The 20,411-nt window shown below is 61.3% G+C and carries 20 protein-coding genes; 12 read left to right on the top strand and 8 right to left on the bottom strand.

The window, feature by feature from the left end; all coding sequences use genetic code 11:
• Nucleotides 1–30: 30 nt before the first annotated feature.
• Together nadD and LIX93_RS22630 are read right to left on the bottom strand one after the other, a co-directional pair.
• Nucleotides 31–711, bottom strand: coding sequence for a nicotinate-nucleotide adenylyltransferase (gene nadD, locus LIX93_RS22635; protein ID WP_226506298.1), 681 nt, complete (start codon nucleotides 709–711; stop codon nucleotides 31–33).
• Nucleotides 712–1,983 (bottom strand): glutamate-5-semialdehyde dehydrogenase, encoded by a 1,272-nt coding sequence (locus tag LIX93_RS22630; RefSeq protein WP_226506297.1) that lies wholly within the window; start codon nucleotides 1,981–1,983, stop codon nucleotides 712–714. It lies immediately after the preceding gene.
• 188 nt (nucleotides 1,984–2,171) lie between these two features.
• Here LIX93_RS22630 and LIX93_RS22625 point away from each other — a divergent pair, with 188 nt between their 5' ends.
• A complete protein-coding gene (locus tag LIX93_RS22625; protein WP_226506296.1) occupies nucleotides 2,172–2,891 on the top strand; it encodes a DNA-3-methyladenine glycosylase in 720 nt (239 codons plus the stop codon).
• Entirely contained in the window at nucleotides 2,892–4,226 is a 1,335-nt protein-coding gene (locus LIX93_RS22620; RefSeq protein ID WP_226506295.1) for a bifunctional DedA family/phosphatase PAP2 family protein, read from the top strand.
• Between the two features lie 100 nt (nucleotides 4,227–4,326).
• On the opposite strand, the gene LIX93_RS22615 is transcribed toward LIX93_RS22620, so the two are convergent.
• The 3 genes from LIX93_RS22615 to LIX93_RS22605 are packed head-to-tail and all read right to left on the bottom strand — an operon-like array spanning nucleotide 4,327 to nucleotide 6,005.
• Nucleotides 4,327–4,917 (bottom strand): LON peptidase substrate-binding domain-containing protein, encoded by a 591-nt coding sequence (locus LIX93_RS22615; protein WP_226506294.1) that lies wholly within the window; start codon nucleotides 4,915–4,917, stop codon nucleotides 4,327–4,329.
• Between the two features lie 9 nt (nucleotides 4,918–4,926).
• A complete protein-coding gene (locus tag LIX93_RS22610) occupies nucleotides 4,927–5,643 on the bottom strand; it encodes an LrgB family protein (protein WP_226506293.1) in 717 nt (238 codons plus the stop codon).
• Nucleotides 5,640–6,005: a CidA/LrgA family protein gene (locus tag LIX93_RS22605; RefSeq protein WP_226506292.1), complete on the bottom strand. Its 366-nt coding sequence runs from the start codon at nucleotides 6,003–6,005 to the stop codon at nucleotides 5,640–5,642. Before LIX93_RS22605 ends, LIX93_RS22610 begins: the two co-directional genes overlap by 4 nt.
• 169 nt (nucleotides 6,006–6,174) lie before the next feature.
• On the opposite strand from LIX93_RS22605, the gene LIX93_RS22600 reads away from it, so the two are divergent.
• From LIX93_RS22600 to LIX93_RS22590, 3 genes are all read left to right on the top strand, one after another.
• Nucleotides 6,175–6,630: a MaoC family dehydratase gene (locus tag LIX93_RS22600; protein ID WP_226506291.1), complete on the top strand. Its 456-nt coding sequence runs from the start codon at nucleotides 6,175–6,177 to the stop codon at nucleotides 6,628–6,630.
• 123 nt (nucleotides 6,631–6,753) lie between these two features.
• Nucleotides 6,754–8,493, top strand: a complete 1,740-nt coding sequence (locus LIX93_RS22595) for a C13 family peptidase (protein WP_226506290.1) — start codon at nucleotides 6,754–6,756, stop codon at nucleotides 8,491–8,493.
• Nucleotides 8,494–8,543: 50 nt separating this feature from the next.
• Nucleotides 8,544–9,185: an oxidoreductase gene (locus LIX93_RS22590; protein WP_226506289.1), complete on the top strand. Its 642-nt coding sequence runs from the start codon at nucleotides 8,544–8,546 to the stop codon at nucleotides 9,183–9,185.
• Between the two features lie 112 nt (nucleotides 9,186–9,297).
• On the opposite strand, the gene LIX93_RS22585 is transcribed toward LIX93_RS22590, so the two are convergent.
• The 3 genes from LIX93_RS22585 to mpl form a co-directional block, all read right to left on the bottom strand.
• Nucleotides 9,298–9,570 carry a YceK/YidQ family lipoprotein gene (locus LIX93_RS22585; protein ID WP_226506288.1) on the bottom strand — a complete coding sequence of 91 codons (273 nt, stop codon included), beginning with the start codon at nucleotides 9,568–9,570 and terminating at the stop codon, nucleotides 9,298–9,300.
• A gap of 101 nt (nucleotides 9,571–9,671) precedes the next feature.
• Nucleotides 9,672–10,301 carry a flavin prenyltransferase UbiX gene (ubiX, locus tag LIX93_RS22580; protein ID WP_226506287.1) on the bottom strand — a complete coding sequence of 210 codons (630 nt, stop codon included), beginning with the start codon at nucleotides 10,299–10,301 and terminating at the stop codon, nucleotides 9,672–9,674.
• 40 nt (nucleotides 10,302–10,341) lie between these two features.
• Entirely contained in the window at nucleotides 10,342–11,691 is a 1,350-nt protein-coding gene (gene mpl / locus LIX93_RS22575) for a UDP-N-acetylmuramate:L-alanyl-gamma-D-glutamyl-meso-diaminopimelate ligase (RefSeq protein WP_226506286.1), read from the bottom strand.
• 284 nt (nucleotides 11,692–11,975) lie between these two features.
• Between mpl and LIX93_RS22570 the strand changes: the two genes are divergently transcribed.
• From LIX93_RS22570 to LIX93_RS22540, 7 genes are all read left to right on the top strand, one after another.
• Entirely contained in the window at nucleotides 11,976–13,496 is a 1,521-nt protein-coding gene (locus LIX93_RS22570; protein ID WP_226506285.1) for an aldehyde dehydrogenase family protein, read from the top strand.
• Between the two features lie 265 nt (nucleotides 13,497–13,761).
• Nucleotides 13,762–14,220, top strand: coding sequence for a GNAT family N-acetyltransferase (locus LIX93_RS22565; protein ID WP_226506284.1), 459 nt, complete (start codon nucleotides 13,762–13,764; stop codon nucleotides 14,218–14,220).
• A 178-nt stretch (nucleotides 14,221–14,398) separates the two neighbouring features.
• Nucleotides 14,399–15,043, top strand: a complete 645-nt coding sequence (locus LIX93_RS22560) for a DedA family protein (RefSeq protein WP_226506283.1) — start codon at nucleotides 14,399–14,401, stop codon at nucleotides 15,041–15,043.
• A gap of 4 nt (nucleotides 15,044–15,047) precedes the next feature.
• Nucleotides 15,048–15,866 (top strand): M90 family metallopeptidase, encoded by an 819-nt coding sequence (locus tag LIX93_RS22555; RefSeq protein WP_226506282.1) that lies wholly within the window; start codon nucleotides 15,048–15,050, stop codon nucleotides 15,864–15,866.
• Between the two features lie 287 nt (nucleotides 15,867–16,153).
• Nucleotides 16,154–16,681, top strand: a complete 528-nt coding sequence (gene ppa / locus LIX93_RS22550) for an inorganic diphosphatase (RefSeq protein WP_049860823.1) — start codon at nucleotides 16,154–16,156, stop codon at nucleotides 16,679–16,681.
• A 924-nt stretch (nucleotides 16,682–17,605) separates the two neighbouring features.
• Nucleotides 17,606–18,580: an alpha/beta hydrolase gene (locus tag LIX93_RS22545; protein WP_226506281.1), complete on the top strand. Its 975-nt coding sequence runs from the start codon at nucleotides 17,606–17,608 to the stop codon at nucleotides 18,578–18,580.
• Nucleotides 18,581–18,762: 182 nt separating this feature from the next.
• Nucleotides 18,763–20,403, top strand: a complete 1,641-nt coding sequence (locus LIX93_RS22540) for a methyl-accepting chemotaxis protein (protein ID WP_226506280.1) — start codon at nucleotides 18,763–18,765, stop codon at nucleotides 20,401–20,403.
• The last annotated feature ends 8 nt before the right edge of the window (nucleotides 20,404–20,411 follow it).

The raw sequence follows: 20,411 nt of genomic DNA, 5'->3' as shown, positions 1-20,411 counted from the left end.
AGGACTGTTCGTGCCTTCAAGTGCGCCTATTCAGTTCGACGTACGGTACAGCCCGTGCGCCTCGATGTAGGCCAGTACAGCGTCAGGCACCAGGTAACGCACCGACTTACCGCTGGCCAGCAGTTGACGGATCTGGGTGGCGGACACCGACAAGGGTGTCTGCCAGACAAACGCGATCTGACCCGCCGGCCCCTTGAGGGTCTGCGGGTCACTGACGGAACGGGCGGCCAACAGGTTGCGCAGGGCATCCGGTGGCTCGCTGTCCGCGTCAGGGCGCTGCAACACCACGATGTGGCAATGCAGCAGCAATTCTTCCCAGCGGTGCCAGGAGGGCAAGCCACAAAAGGCATCCCAGCCCAGCAGCAAGAACAGTTGGTCTTGAGGCGCCAGCTCGGCGCGCATCGATTCCAGTGTGTCGATGGTGTACGACGGCGTATCGCGGCGCAGTTCGCGGTCATCGACGCTCAACGGCGCCGCCCCGCTGACAGCGCTGCGCACCATCGCCAGACGCTGCTCGGGCGACACCTGCGGAGTATCGCGATGCGGCGGCCGGAAGTTCGGCGTCAGGCGCAAGTCGTCGAGCGCCAGCGCATCGGCTACTTCCAGGGCGCTGCGCAGGTGACCGATGTGCACCGGGTCGAAGGTGCCGCCCAGTACGCCAATGCGCTGCGGTCGAACGGTAGGTGCCCCGGACTGGCCGACTTCAGCCAATCAGATGGACTCCTGGCCGCGCAACTGGCCGTCACCGACCACTACATATTTCTCGCAGGTCAAGCCTTCGAGGCCGACCGGGCCACGGGCGTGGATCTTGTCCGTGGAAATACCGATTTCCGCACCCAGGCCGTACTCGAAGCCGTCGGCGAAACAAGTCGGGGCGTTGAGCATCACCGAAGCCGAGTCGACCTCGGCCATGAAGCGCCGGGCCTGACCCTGATGTTCGGTGACGATCGCATCGGTGTGGTGGGAACCATAGTGATTGATGTGCTCGATGGCCTCGTCGAGGCTGTCGACCACGCGAATCGACAGGATCGGCGCCAGGTACTCGGTGTGCCAGTCGTCTTCGGTGGCAGGCAGCGCCTCGATCAGGTCGCGAGTGCGCGGGCAGCCGCGCAGCTCGACGCCTTTTTCGCGGAACTGGGCAGCCATCGGCGGCAAGAATCGTGCGGCGACGCTGGCATCTACCAGCAGGGTCTCCATGGCACCGCAGATGCCGTAGCGATAGGTCTTGGCATTGAAGGCGATGCGCTGGGCCTTGTCGAGCTCGGCATTGGCGCTGACATAGACGTGGCAGATGCCATCGAGGTGCTTGATGACCGGCACGCGGGCATCGCGGCTGACACGCTCGATCAGGCCCTTGCCGCCACGGGGGACGATGATGTCGACGTATTCGGGCATGGTGATCAATGCACCCACGGCCGCACGGTCAGTGGTCTCGACCACTTGTACGACGCTGGCCGGCAGTTGCGCCGCTTCCAGGCCCTGAGCGATGCACGTGGCGATGGCGCGGTTGGAATGAATGGCTTCGGAGCCGCCGCGCAGGATAGTGGCGTTGCCGGACTTGAGGCACAGGCTGGCGGCATCGATGGTCACATTAGGGCGGGATTCGTAGATGATCCCCACTACGCCCAGCGGTACGCGCATCTTGCCAACCTGAATACCCGAGGGGCGGTAGCTCATGTCACGGATGGCGCCGACCGGATCAGGCAACGCTGCCACCTGACGCAAACCGACGATCATGCTGTCGATACGGGCCGGGGTCAGGGTCAGGCGCTCGAGCAACGCTGGCTCCAGATTGTTGGCGCGGCCGGCGGCCAGGTCGAGCTCATTGGCAGCGACCAGTTGTTCGCGGGCAGCGTCCAGCGCCGTGGCAGTCGCCAGCAAGGCACGGTTCTTCTGACCGGTGCTGGCACGAGCGATCACGCGAGCGGCTGCGCGGGCAGCGCGACCCAGGCGGGTCATGTAGTCAAGCACGGACTCAGTCATGGTCTCTGTGGTCTTGGCAAAGGGGAAAGCGGCTGATTATAGCTGCCGCGCCGCGCCACGCACAGCGGTGGCAGGCGGATGGTCGAAATTGGGCAACAAATGCCAGTCATTCAGGTCCGATTAAGGTGCCGGTTGCTATCATCTGCCGGCTGCCGCTCCCAAATCCGCACACCCATCTGGATGTTGCCATGCCCGCCACCGCCGTCCGCCGGCATTTGCCCGACGAGTTTTTCCATCGCGACGCGCAAGTCCTTGCCCGCGACCTGCTGGGCAAGATCATCCGGCATCGCCAAGGGCCTTACTGGTTGTCAGCGCGCATCATCGAGACCGAGGCCTACTACGCGGCAGAAAAAGGCAGCCATGCTTCGCTGGGCTACACCGAAAAACGCCGAGCGCTGTTCCTCGATGGCGGCCACATCTATATGTATTACGCCCGTGGTGGCGATTCGTTGAATTTCAGCGCTGCCGGGCCTGGCAATGCCGTGCTGATCAAGTCGGCCTATCCCTGGGTCGATGAGGTCTGCGACAGCAACGCGCTGGCGCAGATGCAGCTCAACAATCCCGACGCCAATGGCCAACTGCGCCCGCCTGAGCGCTTGTGCGCCGGGCAGACGCTTCTGTGCAAGGCACTGGGCCTGAAAGTGCCGCAATGGGACGCCCAGCGCTTCGATCCCGAACATTTTTTTGTCGAGGACACCGGCGTCCTGGTCCCCCAGGTCATCCAGACCACTCGCCTGGGCATCCCCGCCGGGCGCGATGAACATCTGCCCTATCGCTTCGTCGATCCTGAATACGCTCGGCATTGCACGCGCAATCCGCTGCGTCGGGGGCAGCGAGAGGGGCAGGACTACGCTTTGCAGATCAACCCCTCACCGACCACCGCCGCACCGATAAAAGGAAACCGATAGATGGGCTCTTGGCTTGACGGCCTTACTGGCTGGCTGACCGCTCACCCACAGTGGCTGGGCCTGGCGATTTTCGTAGTGGCTTGCGTCGAATGCCTGGCGATCGCCGGGCTGATCGTGCCCGGCACCGTGGTGCTCTTCGCTATTGCCGTATTGGCCGGTCACGGCGCCCTGTCGCTTGGCCAGACATTACTGCTGGGCTATGCCGGCGGCCTGCTGGGCGACGCGCTGTCGTACGCCATCGGCCGTCGCTATCATCAGGACATCAAGCGTATTCCCTTGCTGGCGCGCCACCCGCAATGGATGGAGAGGGCCGAAAACTATTTCCATCGCTATGGCGTCGAGGGCTTGCTGATCGGCCGTTTCATCGGCCCGTTGCGGCCCATGCTGCCGCTGATCGCCGGCATGCTGGAAATGCCGCTGATCCGCTTCGCACTGGTCAGCGTGCTGGCTGCGGCCGGCTGGTCTATCGCTTATCTACTCCCCGGCTGGGCCACCGGTGCGGCCTTCCGCTTGCCGCTGCCGCCCGGTTTCTGGCCGGAGGCGGGGGCGGTCGCCGGTGGCCTGGCGATCCTCGTCGGCCTGAGCATCAATAGCAGCCTGCGCCGCCATACCCGCGCGACCCTGTGGGTGGCCTTGATGAGCCTGGCCATGCTGCTGGCATTGCTGATCGGCTGGCCCTACCTGACCCATCTCGACAATGGCCTCATGCAACTGGTGCAGGAGCACCGCAGCGAGGCAATGGATCCCTTCGTGGCGATGACCACGGCCATGGGCGACTTCCGCACACAGTTCATGCTGGCCGCCGCCGTGGTGCTGATCCTGGCAATCCACCGTCAGTGGCGGCATTTCCTCTTTGCCGTCGGCGCACTGCTCGGCACCGCACTGTGCAATGCCAGCCTGAAGATGTTCTTCGCCCGCGGGCGCCCGGAGATACTGAACGATCCATTGAGCACCTATAGCATGCCCAGCGGCCATGCTTCGGCGTCGTTTGCACTGTTTTTGACTTTGGCGCTCCTGGCTGGCCTCGGCCAGGCGCCGCGGATGCGCATCATGTGGCTGGTGTTGGCGTGCATCCCGGCGACGATGATCGCCGCATCGCGCATCTACCTGGGTGTGCACTGGCCGACCGACGTGCTGGCCGGGGCCATGCTCGCCTGCTGCCTGTGTGCGGTCAGCCTCGCGGCCAACCGACACTTTGGTGGGTCGATGCCTGCCGTGGCCGGGCGCGTATGGTGGTGGATACTGCCAGCGGTTGCAGCCATTCTAGGCTGGCATCTGGCAACCACCCTGCCCCATGCCATGGCGCATTATCAGTATGGTGCTCAAACCCTTTAGCAAGGGGCTTGTCCCCGAAAACCGGTGACGCCAACGCATCCGCAGCGGCTGGTTGCTCTTGTTGAGGGCCAGCCCCCCTCGTTGCAAGGCCAGAACCGCTTCAGTCGAACAACTCGCCCTGCAGCTCATCAAGCAGCGTCTGGATATTATCCAGGCGCTCGCGGGGGTCATCCAGGCACAACAAGCGCAGCTTGTCGCCGTTGAGGAAGGGCAGCAGATAACCCAGCTGATTGGCCAACGATTGCTGGGTCCTTGCGCCATCAAGCATGCCCAGAGCGGCGACCATCGGATGCTCGGCCAAGGCGTTGAGCAGCGCCAACAGGTCGTCCTCGTCGGAACTCAGTGGCTCCTCGCGGAATTCATACAGGTACTCCACTTCGCCGAGAAGCAACCGATCACGCTGGGTCTCGCAGCTTTTGACTTCGAATCGCCGGGTGCCTTTGACGCGAATCCCCAGCAGGCCGTTGTTCTGCGGATTGAAGTCGACCACCATCGCCTCGCAGCCCACCGGTGCGTGCAGCACTTCGCCATTGCCCGCCTCATCGCCCTCCAACAGGCATACCACCCCGAATCCGGTGCCCTGCTTCATGCAGCGGGTAATCATGTCCAGGTAGCGCGCCTCGAATATTTGCAAATCGAGCACGCAGTCCGGAAACAGCACGGTATTGAGCGGGAACAGCGGCAAAATCATAGGATTTCCTTAAACGAACAGACTGACCGCCAATGGCAGCAATACGGCGGTCGAGACCCCCATCAAGCTCATCGCCAATGCGGCGAAAGCCCCACATTCCTCACCTTCCTGGATCGCCACTGAGGTCCCCACCGCGTGCGCCGTGAGCCCCAGGGCCATGCCGCGCGCAGCTGGGTTCTCCACTCCCAGCATAGACAACATCCCAGGGCCGAAGATGGCCCCGATGACACCAGTGATCAACACGAATACCGCTGCCAGCGCCGCCACGCCGCCGATCTGCGCGGCCACCAGCATGGCGATCGGTGAGGTCACCGACTTGGGAGCCAGGGTCATGAGAATCATGTGATCAGCGCCGAACAGCCAGCCCAGCAGCAGGCATGAGCCCGTAGCCAGCACCCCACCCAACACCAGCGTAGTCAAGGTGGGCCAGAACAGCTGACGAATACGCCGCAGATTCAGGTACAGCGGCACCGCCAGGGCCACGGTAGCCGGGCCCAGCAGGGTATTGAGGATGTCGGTGCTCTTACGGTACTCGGTGTAGTCGATCCCGCAGGCGACCAGCACGCCGATCAATATCAGCATCGACACCAGCACCGGCTGGAGGAAGATCCAGCGGGTCTTTTCATAGGCACCCACCGCCAACTGGTAGGCGCCCAAGGTGATGCCGATGCCGAACAGCGGGTGATGGATGACCGAGTCCAGCGTGCCCTGCCAGTCCAGGGTCATGGCTGACCCTCATCGCTGGGCGGGCGACGACCGATCAGGCGCTGCATCAACCAGCCGGCAAAGGCCATCGCGACCAGCACCGAGATCAGCAAGGCGCCGCCGATGGCCCAGAAATCCTCGGCAATCTGCCCGGCATAGACCATCACCCCGACCGCTGGCGGCACCAGCATCAAAGGCAGATAGCGCAGCAGGCTGCTGGCCGCCTCGCTCACCGGCGCCGGCACATCGCCGCGTAGCATCAGGTACGCCAGCATCAGCAACAGGCCGATGATCGGCCCGGGCACGATCGGCACCAGCAAATGATTGATCACCGTCCCCAACAATTGGAACAGCACGAGCCAGGTCAATCCACGCAACGCCATAAAGGTCCTCTCCATCGAGCCGACATTATAAGCACGACCAGCGCCTGGCTTAGAACCGCCGACCGGTCTGGATCAAGGCTTGACCCGCTGCCCCGAGCGTGTTGATCTAGCGCCCTGGCACGAACGTACAAATTGTTACCCCCCATTGCCCCCCGTGGAGGTATTGCCCATGCGCGACGTTCCCGCCGATCAACTGCACGAATACGTGGGCACCTGCCTGGGGCGCTCCGACTGGTTGACCATCGACCAAGGACGCATCAACGATTTCGCCGATGCCACGGGCGATCACCAGTTCATTCATGTCGACCCGGAGCGCGCCGCCACCGGGCCTTTTGGCACCACGATCGCCCACGGCTTGCTGACGCTCTCACTGATCCCCTCCCTGATGAGCCAGGTCATGGTGTTCCCCGCCGGCATGAAAATGGCTATCAACTACGGCATGGACAGCGTGCGGTTCATCCAGCCAGTCAAGGTCGATTCCCAGGTGCGCTTGAAGGTCGACCTGACCGAAGTCAGCGAGAAAAAGCCCGGCCAGTGGTTGATGAAAATCCTCGCCACTCTTGAAATAGAAGGCGAATCCAAACCCGCGTACATCGCTGAACCGTTGTCGCTGTGCTTCCTTTAGCTGCGGGCCAGAGCTGTCGCGGCGAATCTGGTAACAGTTGAGAGGAAATGAAAGCCTGCTAACGGCTATTTCCTCGCCACCGGATTACGGCATACTCGGCGCCTCAATTGCCCGGATCCCGTCATGCGCCCACTTGCTCCTCTTGCGCTTTCGCTACTGCTCGTTGCCTGCGGTGATGGCGAATCCCTATTGCCGCCCGACGCGCGACTGCCCGATGGCGGCCGTTATCGCGGCGAAGTGGTCAACGGCGTTTTGCAAGGCGCAGGTCGCATCGATTACCCCAACGGCAGCTGGTACAAGGGCAATTTCGTCAACGGCCAGTGGCACGGTGACGGCGAATGGCATGGCAGCAACGGCGAGGTCTATCGCGGCCATTTCGAAAAAGGCCTGTTCGACGGCCAAGGCAGCCTGAGCACCCCGAAAAGCAGCTACAGCGGCGGCTTCAAGCTCGGTCGCCGCGACGGCGAAGGTACCCTCAAGGAAAAAAGCCAGACCTACCGCGGCAACTTCAAGAACGACCAGTATTCCGGCGCCGGCCATCTTGAGCTCGAGGACGGCAGCACCTACCAGGGCCTGTTCGATCAAGGCAAGCCCAACGGCGAAGGCGTACGCAGCGACGCCAGTGGCAATCAGTTCAGCGGCAAGTTCGTCAACGGCCAGCTGGAGGGGCACGGCAACTACAGCAATGCCGACGGCGATCAATACATCGGCAATTTCCATCAGAACCAGCTGCAAGGCCGTGGGCGCTTTGAAAACAGCGACGGCGATGTGTGGATCGGCGACTTCAAAGCCGGCGCCCTCACCGGCCAAGGCGAACTGCTGGGCAGCGATGGCAGTCACTACGTAGGCGGTTTTGCCGACTGGCACTTTTCTGGTCAGGGCAAGCTGACCATGGCCGATGGCAGCACATTCGAAGGTGGCTTCGCCGACGACGCCTATCAGGGTCAGGGCGTGCTGACCGTCAAGAGCGGCGCCACACAAAGCGGCTACTGGGTCAACGGCCAGCGCGTGCGCGATGGCAGTGGCCGCTTGCTGCCCGACAGCCTGGAGCAAGGCCTGCTCAACCAAGGCGCGCTGCTGGACAAAGCACTGGCCGCAGTGCCGCATTCGACGCCCGCAACCGAACTGTACAGCCTGGTGCTGGGCGGTGATGGCAACCAGAGCGTGTTCCTGCGTGAAGCCGACTACGTCAGCGCCATGCTCGCCAGCCGCTTCGGCGCCGTAGGCCAGATCACTCTGGTCAATCATCGCGATCACCTCGCTGACCGCCCCATGGCCAGCCGCGAAACCCTCAGCCGCGCGGTCAAGACCCTGGCCGAGCGCAGTGGCCCGGAAGATTTGATCTTCATCTACCTGACCAGTCACGGCACCCAGAATCATGAACTGGTGCTGGAACAGCCGCGCATGGAGCTCGCTGACCTGCCTGCCGACGAACTGGCGAGCGTGCTCGCGCCGCTCAAGGACCGCGACAAGGTGGTGGTGATTTCATCTTGCTATTCCGGAGGTTTCATCCCGGCCCTCAAGGACGCCCGTACACTGATCATGACCGCCTCACGGGCTGATCGCGTGTCGTTCGGATGCTCGGAAGAGGCCGACTTCACCTATTTCGGCGATGCCTTGTTCGCCCAGGCGCTGAACGCCACCGACGACTTGCAACAGGCATTTGAACAAGCGCGCGCTCACGTTGCCGAAAGGGAGATAGCCGACAACTACGAAGCCTCCGAGCCGCAGATCTGGGCCCCCAAAGGCGTGATCGCGCACTGGCAACGGTTGCGCCAGCAGCAAGCGCAAAAGGCCTTGCAGAGTGCGGCGGCCGCAGCCAAGGCAGCGCGCAAGGAAGCGGGAGTTGTCGCCCAAGACTAAGCTTTACAGTAGCCATCACCCGGCTGGCGCGTGTCGCAAGGAGTAGCACCATGTACCTGACCCCGCAGCATATCCTCCTCGCCGGCGCCACCGGGCTGACCGGCGAACACCTGCTCGACCGCTTGCTCAACGAACCGACGGTCAGCCGTGTACTGGCTCCGACCCGGCGCCAGTTGGCCGAGCATCCGCACCTGGAAAACCCGGTAGGTAACCTCGCCGATCTGCTGCCGCAACTCGAAGGCCGCGTCGACATCGCCTATTGCTGCCTGGGCAGCACCATCAAACAGGCGGGCTCGGAGGATGCCTTTCGGGCCATCGATCACGATCTGGTGGTGGCTTATGCGCAGCGCGCCCGAGACTTGGGCGCGCGCCATCTGCTGGTGATAAGCGCCGTCAATGCCGACGAAACATCGTCCATCTTCTATAACCGCGTGAAGGGCCAGACGGAAAAATCGCTGATCGCGCAAAACTGGCCGCAGTTGACCATCGCCCGCCCATCGATTCTGCTCGGTGCCCGTACCGAGCCACGCTTGAGCGAACAGCTGGCAGGGCCGCTGTCACGACTGATTCCCGGCAAATACCATGGCATCGAAGCCACGCAACTGGCCCGCGCGCTGTGGCGCCTGGCGCTCGAAGAGCAGGATGGGGTAAGGGTGGTCGAGTCGGATGAGCTGCGGCGGCTGGGTAAATAGCCGGCTTGTGAGCCGTGGCTAATGGCGCCTTCGCGGGCAAGCCCCGTTCCCACAGTCGTACGACTCAAGTCTGATGTGGGTGCACAGCTTGCTCGCGAAGAGGCCCGAAAGCCTACAACCCGCCTTGAGCGCTAAACCCAATACCTGCAGCAGTCAGCAGCGACAGCGGCAACAACAACGTATCGAGCAGCATGCTGCCTGGCATGTCCCAGGCGGGGTATTTCGGCCCTTCAGTGCCGAAGCGGTCCTGAGGGCAGCACCCGCCCTGCGTCAGGTAGAAATCCAATCGCGTGCCGGCATACACCACCGGCGCACCGGGCTTGTTGGCATCCAGCGTGCTGACGGTGGCGCAGCCGGTAAGACTCGCGATAAGTGCACTGACCATCAATCCGTGAACATTCCTGTAGCGAGCGGGCTTACCCCCGATTCGGCGGGCCTGGCACGACGGCTTTTCGGGGGCGAGCCCCCTCGCTACAGGGGCGCCTGTCACTCCTCCCCACCAAAATGATGCTCACCCCAGCGCGGCAACATGTCCTGAGGTATGTCCAGCAGATTGAGCACGCGCGCTACGACGAAATCGATCAGGTCGTCCAGCGTCTGCGGCTGGTGGTAAAACCCCGGCGATGCAGGCAGGATCACCGCGCCCATCTGCGACAGCTTGAGCATGTTCTCCAGATGGATAGTCGAGTACGGAGCCTCGCGGGGCACCAGGATCAGCTGTCGACGCTCTTTAAGGGTCACATCCGCCGCGCGCTCGATCAGGTTGTTGCAGGCCCCTGTAGCGATCGCCGACAACGTCCCCGTGGAGCATGGCACCACCACCATTGCCGCAGGTGCGCCGGAACCGGAAGCCACGGGGGACATCCAGTCCTCTTTGCCATACACACGAATCTGCCCCGCCGAGGCGCCGGTGTATTCGGTAAGGAACGCCTGCATGCTCTGCGGCTTGGCCGGCAGCAGCACGTCGGTCTCGGTAGCCAACACCAGTTGTGCGGCTTTGGAGATGAGAAAATGCACTTCGCGGTCTTCACGTACCAGACAGTCGAGCAGGCGCAGGCCATATTGCGCGCCCGAGGCGCCGGTCATGGCCAGGGTGATGCGTTCCGGGCCGCTCATCGGCTGGCTCCTGTCAGGCCAGCAGCCACACCTAAAACCATCATCGCAACGCCTCCGCCAGCTTCACATGCAAGCCGCCGAAGCCGCCATTGCTCATGATCACCACGTGGGTACCCGGCTGCGCCTGGGCCTTGACCCGGGCAATGATCGCTTCGAGGCTATCGGCTACCAAGGTCGGCACTGTGCTCTGTGCCACGGTCGCGGCCAAGTCCCAGCCCAGATTCGGTGGAGCATACCAGATCACTTCATCGGCATCGGTCACGCTGCCCGGCAAGCCGTCGCGGTGAGCGCCGAGTTTCATTGAATTGGATCGCGGCTCGATCACCGCGATCAACGGCGCATCGCCGATACGCTTGCGCAGGCCATCCAGGGTGGTCGCGATCGCGGTCGGGTGATGAGCGAAGTCATCATAAATAGTGATGCCGCGCACTTCGGCGACCCGTTCCATTCGCCGCTTGACGTTCTTGAATGCCCCCAGGCCTTCGATCGCCATCGCAGGCACTACGCCCACATGCCGCGCCGCTGCCAGCGTGGCCAACGCGTTGGCGACGTTATGCTGGCCTGTCAGCGGCCAGTCGACGATGCCCTGGCTGCTACCCTCGAACAACACTTCGAAGCGCGAGCCATCTTCACTGAGCAATCGCGCCTGCCACTGGCCACCCGAACCTGTGGTCTGCACGGGCGTCCAGCAGCCCATGCCGATGACCCGCTGCAGCGCTGGCTCGGTGGTCGGATGGATGATCAGGCCCTGGCTCGGAATGGTCCGCACCAAATGATGGAACTGCCGCTCGATCGCCGCCAGATCAGGGAAGATATCCGCATGGTCGTATTCGAGATTGTTGAGGATCGCGGTGCGCGGACGGTAGTGGACGAATTTCGAGCGTTTGTCGAAGAACGCACTGTCGTACTCGTCGGCCTCGACCACGAAAAACGGCGTACTGCCCAAACGCGCCGACACCGCGAAGTTCTGCGGCACGCCGCCGATCAAAAAACCCGGGCTCATGCCGGCATGCTCCAGCACCCAGGCCAGCATGCTGCTGGTGGAGGTCTTGCCGTGAGTGCCGGCCACGGCCAGTACCCAGCGGCCTTGCAACACATGATCGGCCAACCATTGCGGCCCGGACACATACGGCAAGCCTTTGTCGAGCACATACTCCACGGCCGGATTGCCCCGCGACAAGGCGTTGCCGATCACCACCAGGTCGGGCGCCGGGTCGAGCTGTGCAGCGTCATAGCCCTGAGTCAACTCGATGCCCTGAGCCTGCAACTGAGTGCTCATCGGCGGATAGACATTGGCGTCCGAGCCCGTCACACGGTGACCCAGCTCCTTGGCCAACACCGCCAGCGAGCCCATGAACGTGCCGCAAATACCTAGAACGTGAATATGCATGATTGACCTCGTAAAACATCGGGGCAGGTTAGCCCAGCGTGGGAAAAATCTCACGTCTTGTATTCGAGCATCCCTTTTCGGCGCCAGACCTCGCTACATCAGTTCGACTTTGTAGCGAGGAAGCTGCGCGTGCGACGGTCAAAAAGCCCTCCCTGATTCAACCGTAATACCCGGCAACCTATGCTTTAGGCGTAGACGCGAGCACGCCCCCTGCCTTTGCTCTAAGCTCAATTGGCCGCCCCACGCGAGCTCTCCCCCAATAACTAATAGTCAGGAGATACCCTATGCGTTACGCCCATCCTGGTACCGAAGGCGCAAAGGTCGCCTACAAAAGCCGCTACGGCAATTACATCGGCGGCGAATTCGTTGCCCCGGTCAAAGGTCAATATTTCACCAACAGCTCGCCCGTCAACGGCCAGCCTATCGCCGAATTCCCTCGTTCCACTGCCGAAGACATCGACAAAGCCCTCGACGCCGCCCACGCCGCGGCTGACGCGTGGGGCAGCACCTCGGTGCAGGCACGCTCCCTGACCCTGTTGAAAATCGCCGACCGTATCGAACAGAATCTCGAACTGCTGGCCATCACCGAGACCTGGGACAACGGCAAGGCCATCCGCGAAACCCTCAACGCCGATATCCCCCTGGCCGCTGATCACTTCCGCTACTTTGCCGGCTGCCTGCGCGCTCAGGAAGGAAGCGCCGCCGAGATCGACGGCAACACCGTGGCTTACCATATCCACGAACCGCTCGGCGTAGTCGGGCAGATCATCCCGTGGAACTTCCCTATTCTCATGGCCGCCTGGAAACTCGCACCCGCCCTGGCTGCTGGCAACTGCGTGGTGCTCAAGCCCGCCGAACAAACACCGCTGGGCATCACCGTGCTAATGGAAGTGATCGGCGACCTGCTGCCGCCCGGCGTGCTCAACGTGGTGCAAGGCTTCGGCAAAGAAGCCGGTGAGGCCCTCGCCACCAGCAAGCGTATCGCCAAGATCGCCTTCACCGGCTCTACCCCGGTGGGCTCGCACATCATGAAGTGCGCGGCGGAAAACATTATCCCGTCGACCGTGGAATTGGGCGGCAAGTCGCCGAACATCTTCTTCGAAGACATCATGAACGCTGAACAAAGCTTTATCGAAAAGGCTGCGGAAGGCCTGGTGCTGGCGTTCTTCAACCAGGGTGAAGTCTGCACTTGTCCATCCCGCGCGCTGGTGCAGGAGTCCATCTACCCAGCCTTCATGAAAGAAGTGATGAAAAAGGTCGAGCAGATCAAGCGCGGCGACCCGCTCGATACCGAGACCATGGTCGGCGCCCAGGCCTCCGAGCAGCAGTTCGACAAGATCCTCTCGTACCTCGAAATCGCCAAGAACGAGGGCGCCGAGTTGCTGACCGGCGGCAAGGTGCAAAAACTCGAAGGCAGCCTGTCGACCGGCTATTACATCCAGCCGACCCTGCTCAAGGGCCACAACAAGATGCGCGTGTTCCAGGAAGAGATCTTCGGCCCGGTGGTCAGCGTCACCACCTTCAAGGACGAAGCCGAAGCGCTGGCCATCGCCAACGACACCGAGTTCGGCCTCGGCGCCGGGGTGTGGACCCGCGATATCAACCGCGCCTGGCGGATGGGCCGCGGCATCAAGGCCGGCCGTGTCTGGACCAACTGCTACCACCTCTACCCCGCCCATGCGGCGTTTGGCGGTTACAAAAAGTCCGGTGTCGGCCGCGAAACCCATAAGATGATGCTCGATCATTACCAGCAGACCAAAAACCTGTTGGTGAGCTACGACGTCAATCCGTTGGGGTTCTTCTAATATCGACCGGAGGCCGCCAATGCCTCTGGGGCGGCCTCGGTAGATGTGTTGCGCTTACTGCCCCTTCGCGGGCAAGCCTTGCTCCCACAGTTCACCTGTGAGAGCAAGGCTTGCCCGCGAAGACGCACTACCAGGCAAAGCAAATCCCCCAGATCGCCACCCATGGCACTCCTCGCCCCAATGCGGTATTAATTGCCAATCCACCTGCAGAGATATCCCTTACTGCCCGGTACCGGCCAATACCGATGACATCGCGAGGTTTGTTATGCGAATTATCCAAGCGTCTCTCGAACACCTGGACATGATTACCCCGCTTTTCGTCAAATACCGCGAGTTCTACGGTGAGCTGCCCTTCCCGGACTCTTCCCGCGCGTTCCTAGAAAAACGCCTGCGCCGCAAGGAATCGGTCATCTACCTGGCCTTGGCCGACAACGATGACAGCAAAATCCTCGGCTTCTGTCAGCTTTACCCCAGTTTCTCCTCGCTATCGCTCAAACGTGTGTGGATCCTCAATGACATCTACGTGGCAGAAGATGCGCGGCGCATGCTGGTGGCCGATCACCTGATGCGTACCGCGAAAAAGATGGCCAAAGAGACCCAGGCGGTACGTATGCGCGTGTCCACCAGCAGCAATAACGATGTAGCGCAGAAGGTGTACGAGTCGATCGGCTTTCGGGAAGATGCCGAGTTCAAGAACTACGTGCTGCCGATTTCCCAGGATTGACCTGATGCCTCCATCGACCGCTTACCTGGCACCCTTGAGGGAGCGATCTGCGCCAATGACGCGTCATATGAATCCTTCGGTAACGCTTTTGACGCTTTTCCCCATTTTCTCGCTCTATAATGCCGCCCACTTCTACCCTCTTGATCCGTAGTTTCGGACCCACACACAGGTAACGCGCATGGAACTCAGCCTACTCAACATCATTTTGCATCTTGATGTGTTCCTCAATGAGTTGGTCAACCAGTACGGCGTCTGGATCTACGCCATTCTCTTCCTGGTGATTTTCTGCGAGACGGGCCTGGTGGTAACGCCATTCCTGCCTGGCGACTCCCTGTTATTCATCGCCGGCGCCGTAGCCGCAGGCGGCGGTATGGACCCGATCCTGCTGGCGGTACTGCTGATGGCGGCTGCAATCCTCGGCGACAGCACCAATTACCTGATCGGCCGATTTGCCGGCGACAAATTGTTCCAGAACCCCAACTCGAAAATCTTCCGTCGCGACTATCTCGATCAGACGCACGCCTTCTACGAGCGCCACGGCGGCAAGACCGTCACCCTTGCGCGCTTCCTGCCGATCATCCGTACCTTCGCGCCGTTTGTGGCCGGGATCGGCAAAATGTCCTATCCGCGCTTCCTCGGTTTCAGCGTGCTCGGCACGGTTTTCTGGGTATGCGGCCTGGTTGCCCTGGGCTATTTCTTCGGCAACGTGCCTTTCATCAAGAAAAACCTCACCTTGATGATCGTCGTCATCATCCTCATCTCGGCCCTGCCCATGATCATCGGCTTCATCCGCAGCCGCGTCAGCCCTACCGCCAAAGCCTGACGTCATGTGGTCCTGGCGCGCCTGGCGCAGGCGCAAAACCCTCGACAGGCACGCGCTGGCGCCTGAACTCTGGGCCGGCGTGCGCCAGGCGCTGTCGATGCTCGACGGCCTCGACAGCGCCCAGGATCAACGCCTGCAGGCACTGTGCATCCTGTTCCTGCGGGATAAACGCCTGACCGCTCTGCCCGGCGTCAATCTCGACGACCATGGTCGGCTGCTCCTCGCCGCCCAAGCCCAATTGCCGCTACTGGAACTGCCCGAGGCCGATTGGTACCGCGGCTTCCACGAGATTGTCCTCTACCCCGACGATTTCCTCAGCCCGCAACGCCACCGCGACGCCAGCGGCGTCGAACACGTATGGGATGACGAGCGCAGCGGCGAAGCCTGGCAACAAGGCCCGATCATCCTCGCTTGGCCCGGCGTGCAAGCCAGCGGCGGCTGGGAAGGCTACAACCTGGTCATTCACGAGCTCGCGCACAAACTCGACATGCTCACCGGCGACGTCAACGGCCTGCCGCCTCTGCACAACAACATGCGTGTGGCCGCCTGGGCCAGCGCCATGCAAACTGCCTATGACGACCTCGATCGCAAGCTCGAAGCTGATCCGGACGCGGAAACGGCCATCGATCCCTATGCCGCCGAAAATCCCGGGGAATTCTTTGCCGTCACCAGCGAATATTTTTTCAGCGCACCTGACCTGCTTCACGATGCCTACCCGCAGGTTTACGAACAGCTGAAACTCTTCTACCGCCAGGATCCACTGACGCGTCTGCAGCAACTCCAAAGTAGCGACCCGCAATACCAGCAGCCACAGCCCGCCTGAGCACCATTCAATCCAGACCCGTGCGGGATCTATGGTTTTGCACGAGCTGTGCCGGCCTCTTCGCGGGCACGCCATGCCCCCACCTGTCGCCAATCCCGAGCCGTATACCTGTGGGAGCACAGCTCGCTGGCGAAGGCGGCCTGACTGTCGTCATTGCCTGTATGCCTTACTCCGCGAGCGCTCTCGCCCGCCGACCATGGCAAGCCGCTGCGAATATGCCTATAATCCGGACCACTTTTTGGCTAAATCGGCCAATCCATCAGGCCTGACAACGGGGGCAACGCCCAATGAGCTACAGCAAGATTCCGGCTGGCAAAGATCTGCCGAACGACATCTACGTCGCGATCGAAATCCCGGCCAACCACGCGCCCATCAAGTACGAAATCGACAAAGACAGCGACACTCTGTTCGTCGACCGCTTCATGGCCACCCCGATGTTCTACCCGGCCAACTACGGCTTCATCCCCAACACCCTGGCCGACGACGGTGACCCCCTCGACGTGCTGGTCGTGACCCCGTACCCAGTGGCCCCAGGCTCGGTCATCCGTGCCCGTCCGGTCGGCATCCTGCACATGACCGACGACGGTGGCGGCGACGCCAAAGTCATCGCCGTACCGCACGACAAACTGTCGCAGCTGTACGTCGACGTGAAGGAATACACCGACCTGCCGCCGCTGCTGCTCGAGCAGATCAAGCACTTCTTCGAGAACTACAAGGATCTCGAGAAAGGCAAGTGGGTGAAGATCGAAGGCTGGGGCGATGCTGACGCTGCCCGCGCTGAAATCACCAAGTCGGTGGCTGCCTACAAAGGCTGATCCGCACTGCGCGTGACCCAAAACCCCAGCCGATGTGCTGGGGTTTTTCGTTTCTGCTGGGCAACCGCACCCAACTTCAGTATCCTCTGCCCCACCTAAGGCAATCCTTCCCCAGGAAGTGCATTTGCCCGGCGCCACGGATGACTTTTTCGTGCACGCCCTCCACTACAGTCCCTGTACTGGTGGACTACCTGTTGAAGACGGTTGCGGTTTGCCAAAAACAGACCAAGACCGTCCCCGAGAAGCCGGCCACAAGCCGGCTTTTTAATGCCTGACAAACATTGGATTTTTAGAACTAACCAAGGGAAGGGAATACCCATGCTAAAGGCCGCTATCAGCCAGATAAAGCTACCGCAAGACCGAGGCAGCCTCCTTTCCATAGCAAAAGCAGCAGTCACACTATTATCGATAGGCACAGCCCATTAGGTCGGAGTCTTAATACACATACCATTCGAAATCTTATCGATTGTTTCGATAAAATTCTTGCCGCAATCTGTAGCAACATGCTCTTTCTATCTAACACGTTGCTATTTGACGGCGCGGATTTTTTCATTTGGGATATCACAGCTTTACTATTCAGCCAGCGCACCTCTTGCTGGATTCAGCATCGCCGCCAGTAAGTGGCTACCCAAGCGTCTAAAAAACGTGGCAAGTCGCCGAATTGCAGACAAAGAGAGGATTGCACTCATCTGGCTGATGGCCTCATGGTAAAGCTCCAGCGGGCTGTAAATAAAAAATCCTTACCTACAGAAAAATAGCCATTATCCACAAACACACTATGGAGCCGGCAAATTCTGGCTTGTAGATACGAGCCGTATCCTGTTCGAGTGCCGGACTTGGACTGCCAGTAGCATCAGCCGGAACCTAGCAGCTTGATCCATCCTCCATATCTACAGATCTCATCCCCACCATAGGACAGGAACAATGGATATCGAACAAGGCTGGTGTCGCGGCGAACGGGAACTCGCTCAAATACGCAGGATCAACAAAGCGCTCGCATGGGCGCCACGGTTTCGAGTCCGCAACCGCATTACGCCGCTCGCGATCCAGGCGCTACTACGCGCCAGCCAGTTCGGTAGCCTGATCAAAACCGCCAAGCACGGGCTGCGCATCGAAACCAGTTCGGTGTTCCTGGACGGCTGCGTACCCGTGGCCGTGAGAATCATCAGGCCCGCCGGTAAAGCCAAAGGGCTGGTAATCGATATACACGGTGGCGGCTGGGTCATCGGCAACGCGCAGATGGATGATGATCGCAACGTGGCGATGGTCCAGGAATGCGGCGTCACGGTTGTATCGGTTGATTACCGGCTTGCGACATCAACACCGATCCAAGGAATGATGGACGACTGTCTGACGGCCGCGCGCTACTTCCTGAGCGACAGCTGTAAAGAATTCGCTGACGTGCCGGTCATTATCGTTGGCGAATCTGCTGGGGGGCACTTGGCAGCTGCCACATTATCGGCGCTCAAGACCTGGCCCGAATTGCTGCGGCGCATAAGCGGCGCGGTGCTGTTCTATGGTGTCTACGACATGGCTGGCACACCTAGTGTGCATGCCGCCGGGCCCGAAACGCTGGTACTGGACGGCCCTGGCATGGTCGAGGCGTTGCGCACGCTCACACCCGGATCAAGCGATGAAGAACGTCGGCAGCCACCGTTGTCACCGCTCTATGGCGACCTAGCGGACTTCCCGCCAGCACTGATGTTTGCCGGTGAGATTGACCCGCTGCTGGACGACACCGTCAATCTCGCTGATCGCTGGAAAGCGTCGGCAGATGTGGAGGTGTATGTATTGCCGGAATCGCCGCACGGGTTCATCCATTTCCCGACAGCCATGGCGGGCAGGGTCCTGGAATACAGTCGCGAGTGGATAACGCGCAGAATCGAAAACCCTAGCTGATCAGCAATCAAGGGATCCTTGAGTGAAGAGGGATCTCCCAGCACATCGGGCAACACCGACATTCCCCAGACAACCGGCGTTCAAGCCACGCCCGTTCAAGCCGATACCCAGCTACCAGGCCCCCACTTTCATACATTGCTCGCACCTGCCCTCGCAGCGAGCAAACTCCCAGGACATGTCCGATGAATTGGCTTCGCGATGCAAAACTCTCCAGCAAACTGATCGCGGCTTTCGGGCTGTGTGCGCTTATCACCTTGGGTGTCGGCATACTCGGCAGCCGCGGCATATCGCAACTGTCTGACAACCTCAACTCGGTGTTCGCCAACAACCTGGTGTCGGTGGCGAAAACGGCGGAAGCCAAGAGCAACGCGATCGCCCAGCAGCGCGATCTATACAGCCTCATCGCCGCTACCGCTGGCGAAGCGCCGCAAAGCACCAAGGACGCGATTCTGCAAAGCATGCAGGGCAACCGCGCCGCCAGCGAAAAGGCCTTCGCGATCTATCGCGCCACCCCGTTGGCTGACGACGAGCGCGCAGCCGGCGACAAGATGGAGAAAGACTGGCCGGCCTATCAAAGCTCGGTGCAAAAGGTGATTACCGCATTGCAGGCAGGCGACCTGGTCGGTGCTCGCGCACTGATTTCCGGGGAGGTACAACAAGGCTACCGAGTGATCATGGACGAGCTGACCATCATGGTCGAGTCCAACAACCGTCAGATCGGTGAGGGCGCCAGCGATGCTGCGGCCCAAGCCAGTTCGGCCAAGACGGCGCTGTATATCGGTATCGCCATCGCGTTCCTCGCGGCGCTGGCGCTGGGCATGCTGATCAACCGCATGATCAGCGGCCCCATCGCCGTGGCCGTGGAGAGCGCCAAGCGTATCGCCGGCGGCGACTTGACCCACAAGGTCGGCAGTCCAGCCAAGGATGAAACCGGGCAACTGTTGAACGCTTTGGGCGACATGCAAGGCAGCCTCAAATCCACCATCAATCAGATCGCCGAAGCCTCTAGCCAGCTTGCCTCTGCTGCCGAGGAACTCAACGCCGTGACCGAAGACGGCAGCCGCGGTTTGCTGCGTCAGAACGACGAGATCCAGCAGGCGGCCACGGCCGTCACCGAGATGACATCGGCGGTGGAAGAAGTCGCACGCAACGCGATGTCGACTTCCGAGGCGTCCAAGACCGCGAGCACCCAGGCCAGCAGCGGCCTTGGCCAGGCCCGCGACGCCGTCAAGGCGGTGAACAGCGCGACCGTCGAAATCAAGGCGTCGACCGACATCGTCGAGGACCTGGCGGTACAGGTCCGTGATATCGGCAAGGTGCTGGACGTGATCCGTGGCATCGCCGAACAGACCAACCTGCTGGCCCTTAACGCAGCTATCGAGGCGGCGCGTGCCGGTGAACAGGGCCGCGGCTTTGCCGTGGTCGCGGACGAGGTGCGGGCGCTGGCGGCGCGCACCCAATCGTCCACGGGCGAGATCGAAAGCATGATCGGCGCCGTGCAATCGCGCGCCGATCAAGCGGTAGTGGCGATGGGCAAGAGTCAATCGTTGGTGACCAACACTCAGACACTCGCCATGGCGACCGGCGACGCGCTGGAAATGATCGCCGAGGGCATCGGCCAGATCAACGATCGCAATCTGGTCATCGCCAGCGCCTGCGAAGAGCAAGCCCACGTAGCCCGTGAAGTGGATCGCAACCTGGTCAACATTCAGGACTTGTCGACGCAGACCGCCGCCGGCGCCCATCAAACGTCGGCCTCGACCCAAGACCTGTCGCGTCTGGCGGTGTCGTTCAACCAGTTGGTCGGCCGCTTCAAATTGTAAGCCAGCGT

Source organism: Pseudomonas sp. MWU16-30317, from assembly GCF_020515695.1.
In the GTDB taxonomy this organism is placed as follows: domain Bacteria; phylum Pseudomonadota; class Gammaproteobacteria; order Pseudomonadales; family Pseudomonadaceae; genus Aquipseudomonas.
Note: the sequence above shows the minus strand (reverse complement) of the source record. Positions and strands in the feature narration are given on the sequence as shown.

Coding starts and splice junctions, on each gene's coding strand:
- LIX93_RS22630 (WP_226506297.1), bottom strand. CDS start 1,983: ATGACTGAGTCCGTGCTTGACTACATGACCCGCCTGGGTCGCGCTGCC.
- LIX93_RS22625 (WP_226506296.1), top strand. CDS start 2,172: ATGCCCGCCACCGCCGTCCGCCGGCATTTGCCCGACGAGTTTTTCCAT.
- LIX93_RS22620 (WP_226506295.1), top strand. CDS start 2,892: ATGGGCTCTTGGCTTGACGGCCTTACTGGCTGGCTGACCGCTCACCCA.
- LIX93_RS22615 (WP_226506294.1), bottom strand. CDS start 4,917: ATGATTTTGCCGCTGTTCCCGCTCAATACCGTGCTGTTTCCGGACTGC.
- LIX93_RS22610 (WP_226506293.1), bottom strand. CDS start 5,643: ATGACCCTGGACTGGCAGGGCACGCTGGACTCGGTCATCCATCACCCG.
- LIX93_RS22605 (WP_226506292.1), bottom strand. CDS start 6,005: ATGGCGTTGCGTGGATTGACCTGGCTCGTGCTGTTCCAATTGTTGGGG.
- LIX93_RS22600 (WP_226506291.1), top strand. CDS start 6,175: ATGCGCGACGTTCCCGCCGATCAACTGCACGAATACGTGGGCACCTGC.
- LIX93_RS22595 (WP_226506290.1), top strand. CDS start 6,754: ATGCGCCCACTTGCTCCTCTTGCGCTTTCGCTACTGCTCGTTGCCTGC.
- LIX93_RS22590 (WP_226506289.1), top strand. CDS start 8,544: ATGTACCTGACCCCGCAGCATATCCTCCTCGCCGGCGCCACCGGGCTG.
- LIX93_RS22585 (WP_226506288.1), bottom strand. CDS start 9,570: ATGGTCAGTGCACTTATCGCGAGTCTTACCGGCTGCGCCACCGTCAGC.
- ubiX (WP_226506287.1), bottom strand. CDS start 10,301: ATGAGCGGCCCGGAACGCATCACCCTGGCCATGACCGGCGCCTCGGGC.
- mpl (WP_226506286.1), bottom strand. CDS start 11,691: ATGCATATTCACGTTCTAGGTATTTGCGGCACGTTCATGGGCTCGCTG.
- LIX93_RS22570 (WP_226506285.1), top strand. CDS start 11,976: ATGCGTTACGCCCATCCTGGTACCGAAGGCGCAAAGGTCGCCTACAAA.
- LIX93_RS22565 (WP_226506284.1), top strand. CDS start 13,762: ATGCGAATTATCCAAGCGTCTCTCGAACACCTGGACATGATTACCCCG.
- LIX93_RS22560 (WP_226506283.1), top strand. CDS start 14,399: ATGGAACTCAGCCTACTCAACATCATTTTGCATCTTGATGTGTTCCTC.
- LIX93_RS22555 (WP_226506282.1), top strand. CDS start 15,048: ATGTGGTCCTGGCGCGCCTGGCGCAGGCGCAAAACCCTCGACAGGCAC.
- ppa (WP_049860823.1), top strand. CDS start 16,154: ATGAGCTACAGCAAGATTCCGGCTGGCAAAGATCTGCCGAACGACATC.
- LIX93_RS22545 (WP_226506281.1), top strand. CDS start 17,606: ATGGATATCGAACAAGGCTGGTGTCGCGGCGAACGGGAACTCGCTCAA.
- LIX93_RS22540 (WP_226506280.1), top strand. CDS start 18,763: ATGAATTGGCTTCGCGATGCAAAACTCTCCAGCAAACTGATCGCGGCT.